Raw genomic sequence first — 15,067 nt, forward strand, 5'->3', positions numbered from 1 at the left:
GATTCTCCATCTATGAGAATCTAGTTTTCACGATTCGAGGAGGCGGGATGCACACTCAGGACCAGGCGCCGTCGGGTACCGGCGCCGGGCGCGAGCACGAAGAGTCGGCCGAGCTGGGGCGCAGATTGCTCATCGACGGGCAACTCGTCACGCCCGCACGGACTTTCGTCTCGCTCAATCCGGCCACCGGCGCGGTGCTCGGCCGCGCGCCCGACGCCACGGTGGCCGATGCCGAAGCCGCCGTCGCGGCCGCCCGCCGTGCCTTCGACACCACCGCTTGGTCGACCGACACCGCCCTGCGCGTGCGCTGCCTGGAACAACTGCACCACGCGCTGCTCGAGCACCGGGAAGAACTGCGCGAGCTGACCATCGCCGAGGTCGGCGCCACCCGCACGCTGACCCTGGGCAATCAGCTCGACATCCCGATCGGCCTGGTGAGCTACTACGCCGACCTGCTGAAGAACTATCCGCTGACCGAGGAACTGCCCGAGACCGAGGCGCGCGGGCAGCGGCACCGGCGCTGGGTCGAGAAGGAAGCGGCCGGTGTCGTCGCGGCGATCGTGGCCTACAACTATCCGAATCAGCTGGCCTTGGCCAAGCTCGCGCCGGCCCTGGCCGCCGGCTGCACCGTCGTGCTCAAGGGCGCGCCGGACACCCCGTTGATCACCCAGGCGCTCGGCGAGCTGATCCAGCGCCACACCGACATTCCCGCGGGCGTGGTGAACGTTCTCGCCTCCTCCGAGGTCGCGGTGGGCGAGGCGCTGACCACCCATCCCGAGGTGGACATGGTCACCTTCACCGGGTCCACCGCGGTGGGACGGCGCATCATGGCCGCGGCCGGCGAGAGCCTCAAGCGGGTCTTCCTGGAGCTGGGCGGCAAGTCCGCGATGGTCGTGCTCGACGACGCCGACTTCGATCTGACCGCGCTGTTCGCGGCCTTCAGCGTCGTCACCCACGCCGGGCAGGGCTGCGCGCTGACCACCCGGCTGCTGGTGCCGCGCGAGCGCCACGACGAGATGGTCGAGAAGGTGGCCGCGAACTTCGGCCACGTCCGCCACGGCGATCCGGGCGACCCGAAAACCTATATGGGACCGCTGATCAGCGAGCGCCAGCGCGAGAAGGTCGACGCCATGGTGCGGCGCGCGGTGGCCGCGGGCGCGACGCTGGTGACCGGCGGCACGAAGGTCGACCCGGGCTTCTTCTATACGCCGACCCTGCTGTCGGGGGTCGACCCCGACAGCGAGATCGCGCAGGAGGAGGTCTTCGGCCCGGTGCTCGTGGTGATCCCCTTCGAGGACGACGACGAGGCAGTGCGGATCGCCAACAACTCCATCTACGGCCTGTCCGGCGGGGTGTTCAGCGCGAGCGACGATCGCGCGCTCGCGGTCGCCCGCCGGATCCGCACCGGCACGATGAGCATCAACGGCGGCAACTACTTCGCCGCCGACGCGCCCTTCGGCGGCTACAAGCAGTCGGGCATCGGCCGCGAATCCGGCGTGGCGGGGCTCGAGGAGTTCCTGGAGCGCAAGACGTTCGCGGCGGTGATCCGGTGAAGCCGCTGGACGGCATCCGGGTGCTCGAGGTCGCGATGTACGGGTTCGTGCCCTCGGCGGGCGCGGTGCTCGCCGAGTGGGGCGCGGAGGTGATCAAGATCGAGCACGCGGTCACCGGCGACCCGCAGCGCGGACTGCGGCGCACCGGCGCCTTCGAGGTCCGGGGCGACCCGAACCCGAACTGGGAGCACGCCAACCGCGGCAAGCGCAGCGTCGGGCTGGACATGTCCAAACCCGAAGGGCGCGAAGTGCTCTACGCGCTCGCCCAGCGCGCGGATGTGTTCCTGACCAGCTTCCTGCCCGAGCATCGGCGCCGGTTCCGGATCGACGTGGACGAGATCCGGGCGGTGAATCCGCGGATCGTCTACGCGCGCGGCAGCGCGCTGGGCCCGCGCGGCGAGGAGTCCGGCAAGGGCGGCTACGACATGACCGCGTTCTGGGCGCGCGGCGGCATCGCCGCCAGCCTGACCCCGGCGGGGGTGGCGGGCATGGTGCCGCCGCCCGGCCCGGCCTTCGGCGACACCATCTCCGGCACCAATCTGGCCGGCGGGATCGCGGCGGCGCTGTTGCAGCGCGAGCGCACCGGCGTCCCGGCGATCGTGGACGTGTCGCTGCTGGGCAGCGGGGTGTGGTCGATGGGGCACGGCATCGCGCTCTCGGTGCATCTCGACCAGCCGATGACGCCGCCGCCGCTGGGCGCGCACGGCTCCCCGGCCAATCCGCTCTCGGGGCTGTACGCGACCGCCGACGGGCGCTACCTGTCCTTCGTCATGATGCAGCCCGCGAAGTTCTGGGCCGATGTGTGCAAGCACCTGGAACGACCCGAGCTGGCGCAGGATCCGCGCTTCGCCGACGCCGCGGGCCTGGCCGCCAATACCGCCGCCGCCGTGGGGATTCTGCAGGAGGTGATCGCCACCCGCACGCTGGCCGAGTGGTCCGAGCGATTCGCGACGCTGGCGGGTCCGTGGGCCCCGGTGCAGGATTCGCGGCAGGTGGCCGACGACGCCCAGGTGCGGGCCAACGACTATCTGGTCCGCGCGGGCGAACTCGAGCTGGTGGCCAATCCGGTGCAGTTCGACCTCGCCCCGCCCACCTCCGGGCCGGCGCCGGAATTCGCGGCCCAGACCGAGGACGTGCTGCTGGAGCTGGGCCTGGACTGGGATCGCATCATCGCGCTGAAGACCGCGGGCGCGGTCACCTAGAAGGAGAGGGTTCGATGCCGCACATCGCCGCGATGGGAACGTATCTGCCGTGCTGGGGCGCGCCCGGGCACCGGGTGCCCGGCGACGACGAGGACGCGGTGACGCTGGCCGTGGAGGCCGGGCGCGCCGTGCTCGACGCCGGCGCGGGCGCGGCACACGTGGTGATCCTGGTCAGCCGGGATCTGCCGCTGCTCGAGGGCGGCAATGCCGCGGCCCTGCTGGCCGGGCTCGGGCTGGACCCGGAACTCGAGGTCGTCGAGCGCCTCGGCGGCGCGCCCGCCGCGCTGGACGCGGTCAGCTCGGCCCGCCCGCGCACCCTGATCATCGGCGTCGACCTGGAACCGGCCGGCGCGGTGGCGGTGCTGACCGCCGAGCGCGGGCTGGAAGTGCGCACGGCGGCCCGGATTTCGCGCAGCCTGCCGGTGCGCACCCGCACCGCCGCCGGTGACGTGCACGACTACGGCGATCCCCGGCTGCTGCACGCGCGCGGGCTGCTCGCCTCGTTCGAGGCGACCTGGCTGGACGTGCCGGTGGCGGTGGCGGGTGTGGAACACGAGCGGGCGGTCGCGCTGTGCGCCGGAAACCCGGTGCCGCTGCCCACATTCGGCGCGTCCGCGGGTTTGTTCGCGCTCGCGGCGCTGGCCGAGGCGGGCCGCACGGGGCCGCTCGTCGGGGTGGAGCAGGGCAGTTTGTTCGGTATCGCGGTCGCGGGCGGCGAGGCGCGGGTGTACCGCCGGGAACCCGCCGCCCGGCCCAAACCCGAGGGTGTGCAGCGGCCCGGCGCGGAACTGCTGATCTCGCTGGCCGCCTATGAGCGGGCCTTCGAGGCCAAGGTGCGCTGGGTGGCCGGAAAACATTCCGGTGGAACGGAATTGGATTTCCCGCCGCGCTACCGGGTGGGCTCGGACGGCGCGCTGGCCACCAACTACAGCCTGGTGCCGCTGCCGCGCACCGGCACCGTCTACACCGGTGTCACCGTGCACGTCCCGGTGCCCGGGCTCAAGACGCCCTACTCGCTGGTCATCGTGGAACTCGACGAGGTCGGTGTGCGGGCGCTGGCCAAGGTGACCGGCACCGAGCCGGGCACCGTCGACATCGGCGATCGCGGCCGGATGACGCTGCGGCGCGTGGCCGTGCGCTCGGGCGTACCCGACTACGGCTACGCCTTCGAGCCCGAGCAGGAGGACACAGTATGAAGCGGGTCGCCATCGTCGGCGCGGGGATGACGCCCTTCGCCGAACATTTCGCGCTCGGCATCAAGGATCTGCTGCCGATGGCGTTCGCCGAGTGCGCCGCCACGGTCGACAAAGGCTTGGCGAAGAGCGACATCCAGGCCGCCTGGTTCGGTGAGTGCGGCACCGCCGACGGATTCCCCTCCGGGATCCTCGCCGACACCCTCGGATTGCCCGACATTCCGGTGTCGCGCATCGAGAACGCCTGCGCCACCGGGCACGACGCGCTGCGCAACGCGCTGTTCGGCGTGGCGTCCGGGGCCTGCGACGTCGCCCTGGTACTCGGGGCGGACAAACTGCGGGAATCGGCCTCCAAGGACATGCTGTGGGGCTGGGAGGCGATGTCGCGCGACAACGCCTGGGACTACCCGCTCGGGCTGGTCTCGCCGGCCGAGTTCGCCCTGCACGTCACCCGCTATCTGCACGAGTCACCCGCCACCCGCGAGCATCTCGCGCTGGTCGCGGTGAAGAACCACGCCTTCGGAGCCGGTAATCGCAAGGCGCGCTTGCAGTTCGAGATCACGCTGGAACAGGCGCTGGCCGCGCCCACCGTGGTGACGCCGTTCGGGCTGTACGACTGCGCGCCGCAGAGCGACGGCGCGGCCGCCCTGGTGCTGGCCGCCGAAGACGTGGTGGACCGCTACACCGACCATCCGGTGTGGGTGCGCGGCGTGGGGCTGGGCCTGGATTCGGTGATGCACCAGCACAAGCGGGACATGACCACGTTCCCGGCCAGCGTGCGCGCCGCCCGGCGGGCCTTCGCCATGGCGGGCCTGACCCCCTCGGACGTCGACGTCGCCGAGGTGCACGACTTCTTCACCGGCGTGGAGCTGATCAGCTACGAGGACCTCGGCTTCGCCGAGCGGTTCGAGGCGTACAAGCTGGTCGAATCCGGCGCCACCGGGCCCGGCGGATCCCTGCCGGTGAACACCAGCGGCGGGCTGAAATCCAAGGGTCATCCGCCCGGCGCGACCGGCGTCGCCCAGTGCGTGGAGCTGTTCGAGCAGTTGCGCGGCAGCGCCCGCCACCAGGTGGACGGCGCGCGGATCGGTCTGGCGCACACCGTGGGCGGGCCGACGGCCGTCGCGGCGGTCACGCTGCTGCAAGGGCCGGGGCGGTAGCGGTGGCGGAGGTGGTCGCGCTGGTCCGCGGCGGCAGGGCCCGGCGGCGCTCGGTGCTGCGGCGGGCCGCACGCCGCGCGGGCGCCGGTGGGACGGTGCACGTCGTCTGCGACGGTTCGCTGACGATGAATCTGTCCGGGGCCTTCGCGCTCTACGGCGTGGTACTCGACCCCGATCTGCTCGAGCGCGCGAACTTCGCGCAGACCGCGGATCTGCTCGCGCCGTTCGGTTGTGCGTGGACGTGGTCGCACGCCGTGCTCGGTGCGCGCGCCGAAGCGCGGATGCTGGCCGCCCGGCTCGGTGCGCCGTTGGTGTCGCCCGCCCGCGCGCCGCGCGGCAGCCGGGTGCTGGAGAACGAGCGCGCGGTCACGGTCCGCGTGGGTCAGGAGTCGGCATGAGCGAGGGAACCGAGGACGCGGAACTCGTCGAAGAGGTTCTGGTGGAGGAAGTGTCGATCGACGGGATGTGCGGGGTCTACTGAGCCGCCCACCTCACCGGTCGGCCCCCAGATGCACGGGCCGGCCGGCGACGACGGTCGCGGCGACGAGGTCGGCCGCGGCGGCCGGATCGCGCGCCAGGTCCTCGGGTGCGGCGGAGAGCAGAGTGAGGTCGGCACGCGCGCCGGGGCGCAGCGTTCGGGGCCGCGCGGGCCGCTCGGCTCGGCCGAGGAACAGCGCGAGGGCCTCGGGCAACGAAATCGACTCGCCCGCACGCCGGGTCGTGGCGGCCGCGACGACCCGCCACGGATCCGGGTCGCCGAACGGGGCGTCGGTGCCGGCGGCGATCGCGACCCCGGCGCGGCGCAGCGAACCCAGCCGCCACAGGTCCGCTCGATCGTCGCGGGGCACCTCGCGGGCGTACTGGGCGGCCCGTTCGATCGGGAAGTGCGGCTGGGTGACCACCGTCAACGCGGAGTCGCGCAAGTGCTCCAGCACGGTATCGGGGATGATCGCGCCGTGTTCGATGCGGTCACCCGGCGCGATCCCGGCGGCGGCCAGTGCCGCGAGCGTGAGGATCAATTGCACTCGGGTCACGCAGTGGACCGCGACCGGGCGGTGCGCCGCGTGTGCGGCGCGGATGGTGTCGGTGAAGGCGTCCAGGGTCGGGAGCGCCTGATCGTCCAGCAGAATCTTGGTGGGGCCGAGGGTGAAACGCGCCACGCGCGGGTCGGTGATCGCGGGCGGAGCCATGCAGTGCAGGCGCTGCGCGATCCGCCCCTCGGACACCGCCGCCGCGAGCGCGGCCACATCGGCCTGCGTCAGCTCGGGGGTCGCCTCGGTGAACCCGGTGATCCCGTGGCGGGCGGCGTGAGCGCTGACCTGCGCGAGATCGGGGGACAGCGGGGGAACCCGCGCGCCGAGCCAGGAATCCAGCCGCCAGAGCCGGCCGGTCGGCCGCCCGTCCGGCTCGCGTTCGACACCGGTCGCCGTACATCCGTCGAGGCCGACCGCGGCGCAGGCGGCCGAATTGAGCGTCCAGAGCGCGCCGCTGCGATGCTGGACGCGGATCGGGCGCGTGGGCAGGGCGTGGTCGAGCAGACGGCGATCCAGGGCTCCGGCGACGGAGTCGTGATAATCGATGCCGCGAATCCATCGGCCCGCGGGGAGCTCCGCGTCCAGACGCCGCAGTTCGGCGATCAGCTGCGCGCGGCCGGCCACCCGGTCCGGGCTCAGCGACACCGAGTCGGCGCGAACAGCCAACGCGCGCAGGTGAATATGGTGATCGTGCAGCCCCGGCAGCAACCAGCCGCCGCGGGCATCGAGATCGTCCTCGCCGGGTAGCGGGCGCAGGCCGGTCCCGGATTCGACGATGAGGTCCCCGCGCCACCGGACATCGGTGTGCTCGCTGCCGAGTACGCGTGCCCGCCGGATCAGCATCCGGCACCCGCCGGCGGCGCCAGGACCGGCTGATTGTGTTCGGAGGCAGCGCATTCCACGCTCCACCCGCCACCGTGCCGGACGACCCGGTGCGGGCCGTGCTCGATCGCCGGCGCCGCCGCGAACGCGGCGGCGGTAGCGCGCATGGACAGATCGAGCAGCACGCCGCCGCCCGCCCGCACCGCGGTCGCGACCGCCAGCGCGGCACAGATGCCGGACAGTGGATCCGCGATCGCGTCACCGCAGAACATCGGCCCGTCCACACCCCAGCCGAGCAGGCCGCCCGCCGCGGCGGCGTCATCGCCGAAGGCGACGCGCATCGGCTCCGCCCGCCCATACCCGGTGAGACTCAACCACACCCGGCCCGGCCGGTGCCGGAGCTGTTCGGGCGCCAGCCCGAGGTGGGCCAGCGCTCGCGGGCGCGCGGCCTCGACGACGATATCCGCCGCGTCGAGCAGGGCGGCCAGCTCCCGGCGCCCGGCCTCGGTCCGGAATTCCACGCTCCGGAACTCCTTGCCCTCGTGCAACCACCGGAAGAACTCCGGACTCCACGCCCGCCCCGAGTCCGGACGGTGCACACTCTCCACCTTCACCACCCGCGCCCCGGCCGCCGCCAGCAGCCGCGCGCACAGCGGACCCGCCCACAGCGCGGACAGATCGACCACCAGACAGTCTCGCAGGGCGGCCTCCGGAACCGCGGCGGCGAGGCGAGATGTGTTCCAGGGCAGAGTATTCGCGAAGAGGCGATCCATCGGTCGCGACGCCGTGCCCGGGAGGTTGTCGTCCGGCTCGGTTCGGGAGCCCGCCGCTGGGCAGCGCTGTCCTGATGGCGTTTCTGGCCGGCTCGGCCCGCTCGGCGGCGCGGTGCCCGCCTCCTCGGCTCGGTCCGGGGGCGGTCCGGAGCCCGATTCGCGGTATCGCTCGGGGCCGCCATGCCGGTCGGCGGGCCACGGTCGTGGGGGCACGACCGCAGCGGGTACGCCGAGCAATTGTGCGCGTTCGGCGAGTGTCCGCGCCGGCCACCGCCGCGCGGCGGCGGTCAGCGCCGCCCACGCGTCCGACGCTGTCGCGTCGCCGAGGATCGCGGGCACCGCCTCGAAATCCGCGGCGCGCGCCAAGGTCACCGCACACCAGCCGTCGGCCGTCCGCAGGATCCGGCTCGCGCCCCCGACCGACCGCCGCCCGTCCCGTTCCCGCCTCGACCGGCCGGCGCGCCCGAAAACCGTTGCCGCCGGATCGATCAGCACTCGTTCGCCCACCTGCCCGGTCACCGAGGCGAGCGTCGCCGACACCGCCCGAAGCAACTCGAACGCCGGAGCGGGCGACATCACGGGTGCGCCGCCCCGGTATCCCGTGAGCGCCATACCGCCCGAGGCCGCCCACGCCAGCACCGGACAAGACGGTGTCTCGCCGCGCACCGGCATCGCTCGCCGGACGGCCGGACGAGCGCCGGCGGAAGATTCAGCTGCGCCGGAAAGCATCTGCCTCGCCTGAACTTTCGGTGATCTCGTCCACGAGCCCCCAGCGCAACGCCTCGCGCGCCGCCAGTGGAGTTCCGGACAGCATCAGCCACGCCGCGCGCCAGCGGCCGATGCGGCGCGGCACACTGACCGTCCCCCCGGCCCCCGGGATCAGTCCCATGGCGATCTCCGGAAACCGGAACCAGGTGTCCGGCGCGGCGACGACACGGCCACCGAAGGCCGCGATCTCCGCGCCCGCCCCGACGCACGCGCCGTGCACGCGAACGGTCACGCGGCCGGCGATCCGATCCAGCACCCGCCACGGCGCGCGCTCCAACCGCACCAGATAGGCCGCGACCGGGTCGGTGGCAGCGCCGAATTCGGCCAGATCGCCGCCGCTGCAGAACGCCGGCCCGCTCCCGCCGAGCTCGACGGATTCGATGCCGGGATCGGCCTCGGCGACCGTCAGCGCCGCGAGCAATTCCTCGCGCATCCCAGCCCCGAGCGCATTGCGCCGCCCCGGCTGATTCAGCACGACCGTGAGCGCCGAGCCCGCGCGCCGCACCTGGACGGCGTCGCCGCAACCGCCCTGATCCTCGGAGCTCTCGACCACACTGCGCCCCCGGTCTGCTTCGGTCCTGCCGACCGTGACCGCGTCGTGCGGAACCTGGACGGTGTCGCCGCAGAAGTCGCGATCCCCGGAGCTCCCGATCGCACCGCGCCCCCGACCCGCTTCGGTCCGGTCCACCGCGACCGTGTCGTCCGCAACCTGGATGGTGCCGCCTCGACCCCCGGGGCTCTCGATCGCACTGCGCCCCCGGTCCGCTTCGGCCCGGTCTGCCGCGACGGCGTCGTGCGGAACCTGGACGGTGTCGCCGCGATCCTCGGGACTCTCGGCCACACTGCGCCCCCGGTCCGCTTCGGCCCGGTCTGCCGCGATCGCGTCGTGCGGAACCTGGATTGTGGCGCCGCGACCTTCGGAGCTCTCGACCACACTGCGCCCTCGCTCCGCTTCGGTCCTGCCCACCGCGACGGCGTCGTACGGATCCGTGCTGGTCGTGTCCGGCGGCACTGAGGTGTCGGGCCGCGGCCGCCGATCGGGTGGCCGCCCGGACGCGTTCGAAGGTTTGTGGGGGTTACGGATTTCGCGGCGGCGGGGCCGGTCGCGCTTGCCGAGCCAGCGCGCGAATTCGGTGCCGCCCAGCAGCATCGAGTACACGGCGGCTTCCGCGGCGAGAGCGGAGGTGGTGCTCGCGCCGCTGGTGCGCCGGAGCAGTTGGCCGCAGGCCAGCGACGACTGGGGTGCGAAAGTGATTGCCGTGGTGAGTTGTTCGAGGGCCGCGTCGAGGTCGGGGACCGGCACGAGGAACTGTCGGTGGAGGTGTTCTTGTGCCGAGGTGAGGGTCATGGTGAGGGCGGCGGCCAAGGGCTCGAGGTCGGGCGTCAGGGGGCCGCGCAGGATGCCGATGGTGAGCGGGAGGCTCTCGCGCAGGAGGGCGGAGGTGTGGCTGATGGTGGCCGGTTCGTTCGCGGCGAGCTCGTCGAGATCGACCACGATCAGGGGTGTGCCCGGAATGCCCGCAGGGGAGAGGTGCAGGCCCGTGTGCAGCAGGTGGGCGCGCAAGGCGGACAGCGTCGTCACCGGACCCCCGGGAAATGCGGGAGGTCCAGGGTGGTGCGGATGCCGGGGCGGGCGCGGCAGAGGGCGGGCACGGCGTTGACGGCGCGGTTGGCGGTGTAGCCGGGGGAGACCTCGGCCATGCGGGTGAGCGGGATGGGGAAGCGGATGTCGACGTCCAAGGGGGCGTCGCCGTCGACGGCGACGTGCCAGCCGGTCTCGCGGAGATGCCAGTCGGCGTCGAGGTCGGTGGTGCAGTACCAGGTGGCGCGGAAGCGCAGGGGAGCGTGGCCGGGTGCCCGGGTGGTGATCGTGATGCGCTGGGCGGCAACGGCGCCCGCCTCGATCGTGCCGGCGGCGATGGTGGTGGCGCGCCGGGCGGTGGCGATCTCGCCGTGCGCGGTGATGGTGCCGACCGGAATGGCGAAGGCGTCGGCGAGCAGACGTAACGAGGGGCCGAAGCTGGTGGCGAGGTAGTCGGCGCGGGCCTGGTCGAATTCGGCGGGCGGGCGGCCGAAACCCATGATCTGGAAGAGCATGGCGGGGGAGTCGCGCTGGGACAGGTCGGCGTATTCGTCGATGGCGAGGCCGTCGATCCGGCGCTGCACCGAGGCGAGCACCAGCGGCAGCGCCTCGGTCACGAAACCGGGGCTGCTGCCGGTGGCGTGCAGGGCCGAACCACCGGTGGCGCAGGCGCTCTCGACCTGCTCGCGCAGCACGGGGTCCATGCTCGGCGGGTGATGGAACCGGCCGCAGGTCGTCACCACGTTCACTCCCGCTTCGAGCAGAGCGAGCACCTCGCGCTGCTCGAAGGCGCGCGGCATGTAGAGCACGCAGTCCAGATCCAGCGCCAGTAGTTCGGGCAGGCTGTTCGTCGCGCGCACTCCTGTCGCGGGCAGCCCGCACAGCTCGCCCGCGTCGCGTCCGGCCTTCTCGGGTGTGTGCGAATACACCCCGGCCAGCGTCAGTTCCGGATGGTCGAGCACCGCGCGCAGCGAACGCCTGCCGATCGTGCCGGTGGCCCACTGCGCCACCCGATAGGTCCTCATCGCTCCCGCTCCTGACGTGCGACGCCCCGCGAACACAGGGTCCAGACCTCGTCGGCGGTGATCGCGTGGGGTCCGTGGCGATCGGGGTTGCCGGGTGATTGGGCGGTGAACATGACGGTCTGCATGACCAGCGCCGCCATCCGCCGCGGGGTGATGTCGGCGCGGACCTCCCCGGCGGCCTGTGCCTGGACCATCAGGTCGGTGAACAGCGCCAGCAGTCCGGTGTGCGCGATCTTCACCTGGGCCGGATGGGTGGCGAGCAATTGCGGTGCGAAGTCGGTGAACAGCGGCCGCCGGGTTTCCGGATCGGGTCGGCAGCGTTCGAAGAGCAGCTCGACGGCGATGCGCAGGCGTTCCAGCGGGACCGGGGTCGCGGCGGTGTCGGCGCGGATCTGGTCGGCGGACTGGTTGAGCGCGTCCTCGAACAGGGCGAGCAGGAGTTCGTGCTTGCCGTCGAACTGGAGATAGAAGCTGCGCAGCGACTGGCCCGAGCGATCGACGACCTCCTGCACGGTCAGATCGGTGGTGCCCTTCTCGGTGATGATCGCGCGCGCGGCGTCGAGAAACCGCTGCACGCGCAGCTCCGCGCGCCGCTTCGCGGTGCGCAGCGAGCGCTCGACGGCCCGCTGTTTCCAGGCCGGCTCGCCGGTTGGACTGGTGGTCACGGTCGCTTCGTCCCTCCACCTGTGAGATCCTTGATTCCGAACTGAGAGAATCGAATTCTCCGATTGTTGCACACGGCTGTCGTTCACCACGCGCCTATGAGGAGCTCCCGATGAATATTCGCTACGAGGTCGCGGACAAGGTAGCGACGATCACGCTGAATCGTCCCGAGGTGGCCAATGCCCAGAACGCGGCGCTGCTGGACGAACTCGACGCCGCCTGGCGGCAGGCCGCCGACGACGACGCGGTCGCGGTGATCGTGTTGCGCGCCGAGGGCAAGCATTTCTCCTCCGGCCACGACCTCAAGAGCGCGGCCCCGCGCCCGGACAAGATCACCCTGGAGCTGCTCTACGGCGCCGAATCGCGCCGCTACCTGGAGTATTCGCTGCGCTGGCGAAACGTGCCGAAACCGTCCATCGCCGCGGTGCAGGGCCGCTGCATCGCGGGCGGGCTGCTGCTGTGCTGGCCCTGCGATCTGATCGTCGCCGCCGACGACGCGCAGTTCTCCGACCCGGTGGTCCTGATGGGCATCGGCGGCGTGGAATATCACGGGCACACCTGGGAACTCGGGCCGCGCAAGGCCAAGGAACTGCTGTTCACGGCCCAGTCGGTCGGCGCGGCGGAGGCCGAACGGCTCGGCATGGTGAACAAGGTGGTGCCCCGCGCCGAGCTGGACGCGCACGCGCTGGCGCTAGCGCACCGGATCGCGGCGATGCCGGCCTTCGGTCTGCGCCAGGCCAAACGCGCGGTCAATCAGACGCTCGATGTGCAGGGCTTCTATGCCGCGATCCAGTCCGTGTTCGACATCCATCAGACCGGCCACGGAAACGCGTTGAGCGTCAACGGGTATCCGATCCTGGTGAATCTGGAGCGGATGAAGGAGTCGAATCGCTAAGGGTGCCCGGCCCGGGCCGCCGGTCCGGGCCGACGCCCCTGCTCGACCTGATGGAACGGCACGTCCCGGTCGGCCGCGTATTCGCGCGGCATGCCGAGCAGCCGCTCACTGATGATGTTGCGCGACATCTCGGTGCTGCCGCCCGCCAGGCTCCACGCCGCCCGGAACAGATAGTCCAGCCCGATCCGGTGCTCGGGATCGTGCGCCCCCGCGGTGGCCGCGGCGGCTCCCGCGATCTTCACCGCCGTATCCGCTTGCAGGGCGGCGTTCTCGGCGCTGAAGACCCGCACCAGCGAGCCCGCGGCCGCCGGCATCGCGCCCGCCGCGATCGCCTGCGAGACCTGGGCGACGAGCTGGTCGCGGACGATGCTGCGCGCGCGGGCCGCGCCGATGTCCTCGCGCACCCGGGCGTCGGCGATCCCGCCGACCGCGCGCGCCAGCTCGACCAGCGCGGTGACGTCGCCGCCCAGGTGCGGGCGCGCGCCGCTGGTGTAGGGGGAGGTGCCGCCGACGGCCGCGCGCTCGTGGTTCAGCAGGCGCTGGGTGGCTGCCCAGCCGCCGTCCACCGCGCCCAGCACGGCGTCGGGCGGCAGCCGCACGTCGTCGAAGAACTCCTGGCAGAACTCGGTCGACCCGGTCACCTGCCGGATGCGCTGGATCGTCACCCCGGGCGCGCGGCACGGCACCAGGAACAGGGTCAGCCCTTGGTGTTTGGGCACCGCCCAATTCGTGCGCGCCAGGCACAGCCCGTAGTCGGAGCCGTAGGCGCCGGAGCTCCAGATCTTGGCGCCGTTGAGCACCCATTCGGCGCCGTCGCGGTCCGCGCGGGTGGTGAGACCGGCCAGATCCGAGCCGCCGCGCGGTTCGGAGAGGAACTGCGCGAGGATCTCCCGGCCGCGCAGCACCGCCGGCAGGTGCGCGCGCTTCTGCTCCTCGGTGCCCAGATCCAGGATGGTGGCCGCGCAGATCGCCAGGGTCGGCACGTTGAGCACCAGCGGCATCTCGTAGCCCAGCGACTCCTCGGTGAAGGCGCGCTGGTGCTCGGGCGTGAGTCCTTGTCCCCCATAGGCTTCGGGGAAGCAGATGCCCGCGAACCCGCCGTCGAACAGCACCCCTTGCAGCTCGCGGGCCCGCTGCCAGATCGCGTCGTCCTCGACGCCGGTGTAGCCCTTGGCCGCGGGCGGCAGGGTGGCCCGCAGCCAGCGCCGGGCGCGCTCGCGGAACTCCGCGACGGTCTCGAGATCGGTGGTGCTCATGCGGCGGTCTGCTCCAGGAATTCGGTGATGCGCCGGTACTGTTCCTCGGGGGTGCCGTAGAGCGCGCGCCCGAGGGTGACGCGGCGCAGATACAGATGCAGGTCGTGCTCCCAGGTGACGCCGATCCCGCCGTGCAGCTGCACACAGTCCTGCACGATCACCGGGGCCCGGTCGCCGACATAGGCTTTCGCGACCGCGGCGCACTCCGGGGCGGCGGGCGCGTCGTCGTCCCAGGCGGCGGCCGCGGCCCACGCGGTGGCGCGGGCGGCTTCCAGCCAGGTCTTGTTGTCGGCCATCCGGTGTTTGAGCGCCTGATAGGAGGCCAGCGGCCGGCCGAAGGTGTAGCGGTCGAACATCCAGCCGACGGTGGCGTCGAAGGCGCGGTCGGTCGCGCCGACCATCTCGGCGGCGGTGAGGGTGGCCGCGATCTGGAGTTGCGCCTGCACGGCGGCGGCGGCCTCCGCGCCGTGCTGCACGGCTCCCGCGACGCGCACGCCGTGGAATTCGACCGCCGCCGTCGTGCGCACCAGATCCAGCGTCCAGGTGCGGGTGACGCGCACGCCCGGCGCGGTGGCGGGCACCAGCAGTTGCACCGGCCCGCCGGGGGCGTGCGCGGTCACCAGGAACAGGTCCGCGTCCGCGCCGTACTCGACGCGGTCCTTGCTGCCGGTCAGCCGGAAACCGTCGCCGTCGGGCGTGGCCAGGCAGCCCGTCGGGGCCGGATCGAGTCCCCGGCCGGGTTCGTACAGCGCCCAGGTGGCGATCGCCGTGCCCGCGACGATGGCCTCGACCGGCTCGGCGAACCGCTCGCCCGCACGGGCCAGCCCGGCGAGCACGGCATTGGTCACCGCGAGCGGTCCCGGCGCGCACGCCAGCCCGAATTCCGTGGCGACAGCGGCGAGTTCGGTGAGCGGCCGCCCGGAAACGCTGCCGCCGCCGCGGGACTCGGGCGCCAGCGGGGCGGTCCAGCCCAGCTCGGCCCCGCGCCGCCACCACTCGCGATCCAGGCCGGTCGCGCGCTCACCGAGTGCGCGCACGGTGCCGAGCGGGACCGTGCCGGCCAGGAAATCGCGCGTGGTCTCCCGGAAGAGCCGCTGCTCGGCGGTGGGTGCGAGCTGCATGGTCATGTCCTTTCCCGCGA

Annotated in this window: 14 protein-coding genes; 7 read left to right on the plus strand and 7 right to left on the minus strand. The window is 72.5% G+C overall.

Annotation, left to right across the window (positions count from 1 at the left end; genetic code table 11):
• Positions 1 to 47: 47 nt before the first annotated feature.
• Genes AB0I43_RS03320 through mftA form a run of 6 tightly spaced genes read left to right on the plus strand, consistent with a single transcriptional unit; the run spans position 48 to position 5,589 of the window.
• Positions 48 to 1,553, plus strand: coding sequence for an aldehyde dehydrogenase family protein (locus AB0I43_RS03320; protein WP_356972884.1), 1,506 nt, complete (start codon positions 48 to 50; stop codon positions 1,551 to 1,553).
• Entirely contained in the window at positions 1,550 to 2,755 is a 1,206-nt protein-coding gene (locus AB0I43_RS03325; RefSeq protein WP_356972885.1) for a CoA transferase, read from the plus strand. The genes AB0I43_RS03320 and AB0I43_RS03325 overlap by 4 nt, the downstream gene beginning before the upstream one ends.
• Before the next feature lie 14 nt (positions 2,756 to 2,769).
• Positions 2,770 to 3,951 (plus strand): OB-fold domain-containing protein, encoded by a 1,182-nt coding sequence (locus tag AB0I43_RS03330; RefSeq protein WP_356972886.1) that lies wholly within the window; start codon positions 2,770 to 2,772, stop codon positions 3,949 to 3,951.
• Positions 3,948 to 5,108 (plus strand): thiolase family protein, encoded by a 1,161-nt coding sequence (locus AB0I43_RS03335; RefSeq protein ID WP_356972887.1) that lies wholly within the window; start codon positions 3,948 to 3,950, stop codon positions 5,106 to 5,108. The genes AB0I43_RS03330 and AB0I43_RS03335 overlap by 4 nt, the downstream gene beginning before the upstream one ends.
• A gap of 2 nt (positions 5,109 to 5,110) precedes the next feature.
• Positions 5,111 to 5,506 (plus strand): hypothetical protein, encoded by a 396-nt coding sequence (locus tag AB0I43_RS03340; RefSeq protein WP_356973155.1) that lies wholly within the window; start codon positions 5,111 to 5,113, stop codon positions 5,504 to 5,506.
• The gene (gene mftA / locus AB0I43_RS03345) at positions 5,503 to 5,589 is read left to right on the plus strand and encodes a mycofactocin precursor MftA (RefSeq protein ID WP_356973138.1); all 87 of its coding nucleotides are present in this window, start codon (positions 5,503 to 5,505) and stop codon (positions 5,587 to 5,589) included. The genes AB0I43_RS03340 and mftA overlap by 4 nt, the downstream gene beginning before the upstream one ends.
• Positions 5,590 to 5,599: 10 nt before the next feature.
• Here mftA and AB0I43_RS03350 read toward each other — a convergent pair whose 3' ends face one another.
• The 5 genes from AB0I43_RS03350 to AB0I43_RS03370 form a co-directional block, all read right to left on the minus strand.
• Entirely contained in the window at positions 5,600 to 6,985 is a 1,386-nt protein-coding gene (locus tag AB0I43_RS03350; protein WP_357431125.1) for an amidohydrolase family protein, read from the minus strand.
• Positions 6,979 to 8,376, minus strand: a complete 1,398-nt coding sequence (locus AB0I43_RS03355) for a CoA transferase (protein WP_356972889.1) — start codon at positions 8,374 to 8,376, stop codon at positions 6,979 to 6,981. The genes AB0I43_RS03350 and AB0I43_RS03355 overlap by 7 nt, the downstream gene beginning before the upstream one ends.
• 70 nt (positions 8,377 to 8,446) lie before the next feature.
• Positions 8,447 to 10,087 (minus strand): enoyl-CoA hydratase/isomerase family protein, encoded by a 1,641-nt coding sequence (locus AB0I43_RS03360; RefSeq protein ID WP_356972891.1) that lies wholly within the window; start codon positions 10,085 to 10,087, stop codon positions 8,447 to 8,449.
• Entirely contained in the window at positions 10,084 to 11,112 is a 1,029-nt protein-coding gene (locus AB0I43_RS03365) for a dihydrodipicolinate reductase (protein ID WP_356972892.1), read from the minus strand. The genes AB0I43_RS03360 and AB0I43_RS03365 overlap by 4 nt, the downstream gene beginning before the upstream one ends.
• On the minus strand, positions 11,109 to 11,777 hold the full coding sequence (locus AB0I43_RS03370; protein ID WP_356972893.1) for a TetR/AcrR family transcriptional regulator: 669 nt from the start codon (positions 11,775 to 11,777) through the stop codon (positions 11,109 to 11,111). The genes AB0I43_RS03365 and AB0I43_RS03370 overlap by 4 nt, the downstream gene beginning before the upstream one ends.
• Positions 11,778 to 11,887: 110 nt before the next feature.
• Here AB0I43_RS03370 and AB0I43_RS03375 point away from each other — a divergent pair, with 110 nt between their 5' ends.
• Positions 11,888 to 12,670: an enoyl-CoA hydratase gene (locus AB0I43_RS03375; RefSeq protein ID WP_356972895.1), complete on the plus strand. Its 783-nt coding sequence runs from the start codon at positions 11,888 to 11,890 to the stop codon at positions 12,668 to 12,670.
• On the opposite strand, the gene AB0I43_RS03380 is transcribed toward AB0I43_RS03375, so the two are convergent.
• Positions 12,667 to 13,926 carry an acyl-CoA dehydrogenase family protein gene (locus AB0I43_RS03380; protein WP_356972896.1) on the minus strand — a complete coding sequence of 420 codons (1,260 nt, stop codon included), beginning with the start codon at positions 13,924 to 13,926 and terminating at the stop codon, positions 12,667 to 12,669. The genes AB0I43_RS03375 and AB0I43_RS03380 overlap by 4 nt on opposite strands.
• Entirely contained in the window at positions 13,923 to 15,053 is a 1,131-nt protein-coding gene (locus tag AB0I43_RS03385; RefSeq protein ID WP_356972898.1) for an acyl-CoA dehydrogenase family protein, read from the minus strand. Before AB0I43_RS03385 ends, AB0I43_RS03380 begins: the two co-directional genes overlap by 4 nt.
• Positions 15,054 to 15,067: the final 14 nt, after the last annotated feature.

The sequence above is a fragment of the Nocardia sp. NPDC050435 genome, from assembly GCF_040655395.1.
GTDB lineage: Bacteria > Actinomycetota > Actinomycetes > Mycobacteriales > Mycobacteriaceae > Nocardia.

Excerpts from the sequence above, each read along its gene's own strand:
- AB0I43_RS03380 (WP_356972896.1), bottom strand. The coding sequence starts at position 13,926 with ATGAGCACCACCGATCTCGAGACCGTCGCGGAGTTCCGCGAGCGCGCC.
- mftA (WP_356973138.1), top strand. The coding sequence starts at position 5,503 with ATGAGCGAGGGAACCGAGGACGCGGAACTCGTCGAAGAGGTTCTGGTG.
- AB0I43_RS03335 (WP_356972887.1), top strand. The coding sequence starts at position 3,948 with ATGAAGCGGGTCGCCATCGTCGGCGCGGGGATGACGCCCTTCGCCGAA.
- AB0I43_RS03385 (WP_356972898.1), bottom strand. The coding sequence starts at position 15,053 with ATGACCATGCAGCTCGCACCCACCGCCGAGCAGCGGCTCTTCCGGGAG.
- AB0I43_RS03365 (WP_356972892.1), bottom strand. The coding sequence starts at position 11,112 with ATGAGGACCTATCGGGTGGCGCAGTGGGCCACCGGCACGATCGGCAGG.
- AB0I43_RS03330 (WP_356972886.1), top strand. The coding sequence starts at position 2,770 with ATGCCGCACATCGCCGCGATGGGAACGTATCTGCCGTGCTGGGGCGCG.
- AB0I43_RS03320 (WP_356972884.1), top strand. The coding sequence starts at position 48 with ATGCACACTCAGGACCAGGCGCCGTCGGGTACCGGCGCCGGGCGCGAG.
- AB0I43_RS03375 (WP_356972895.1), top strand. The coding sequence starts at position 11,888 with ATGAATATTCGCTACGAGGTCGCGGACAAGGTAGCGACGATCACGCTG.
- AB0I43_RS03350 (WP_357431125.1), bottom strand. The coding sequence starts at position 6,985 with ATGCTGATCCGGCGGGCACGCGTACTCGGCAGCGAGCACACCGATGTC.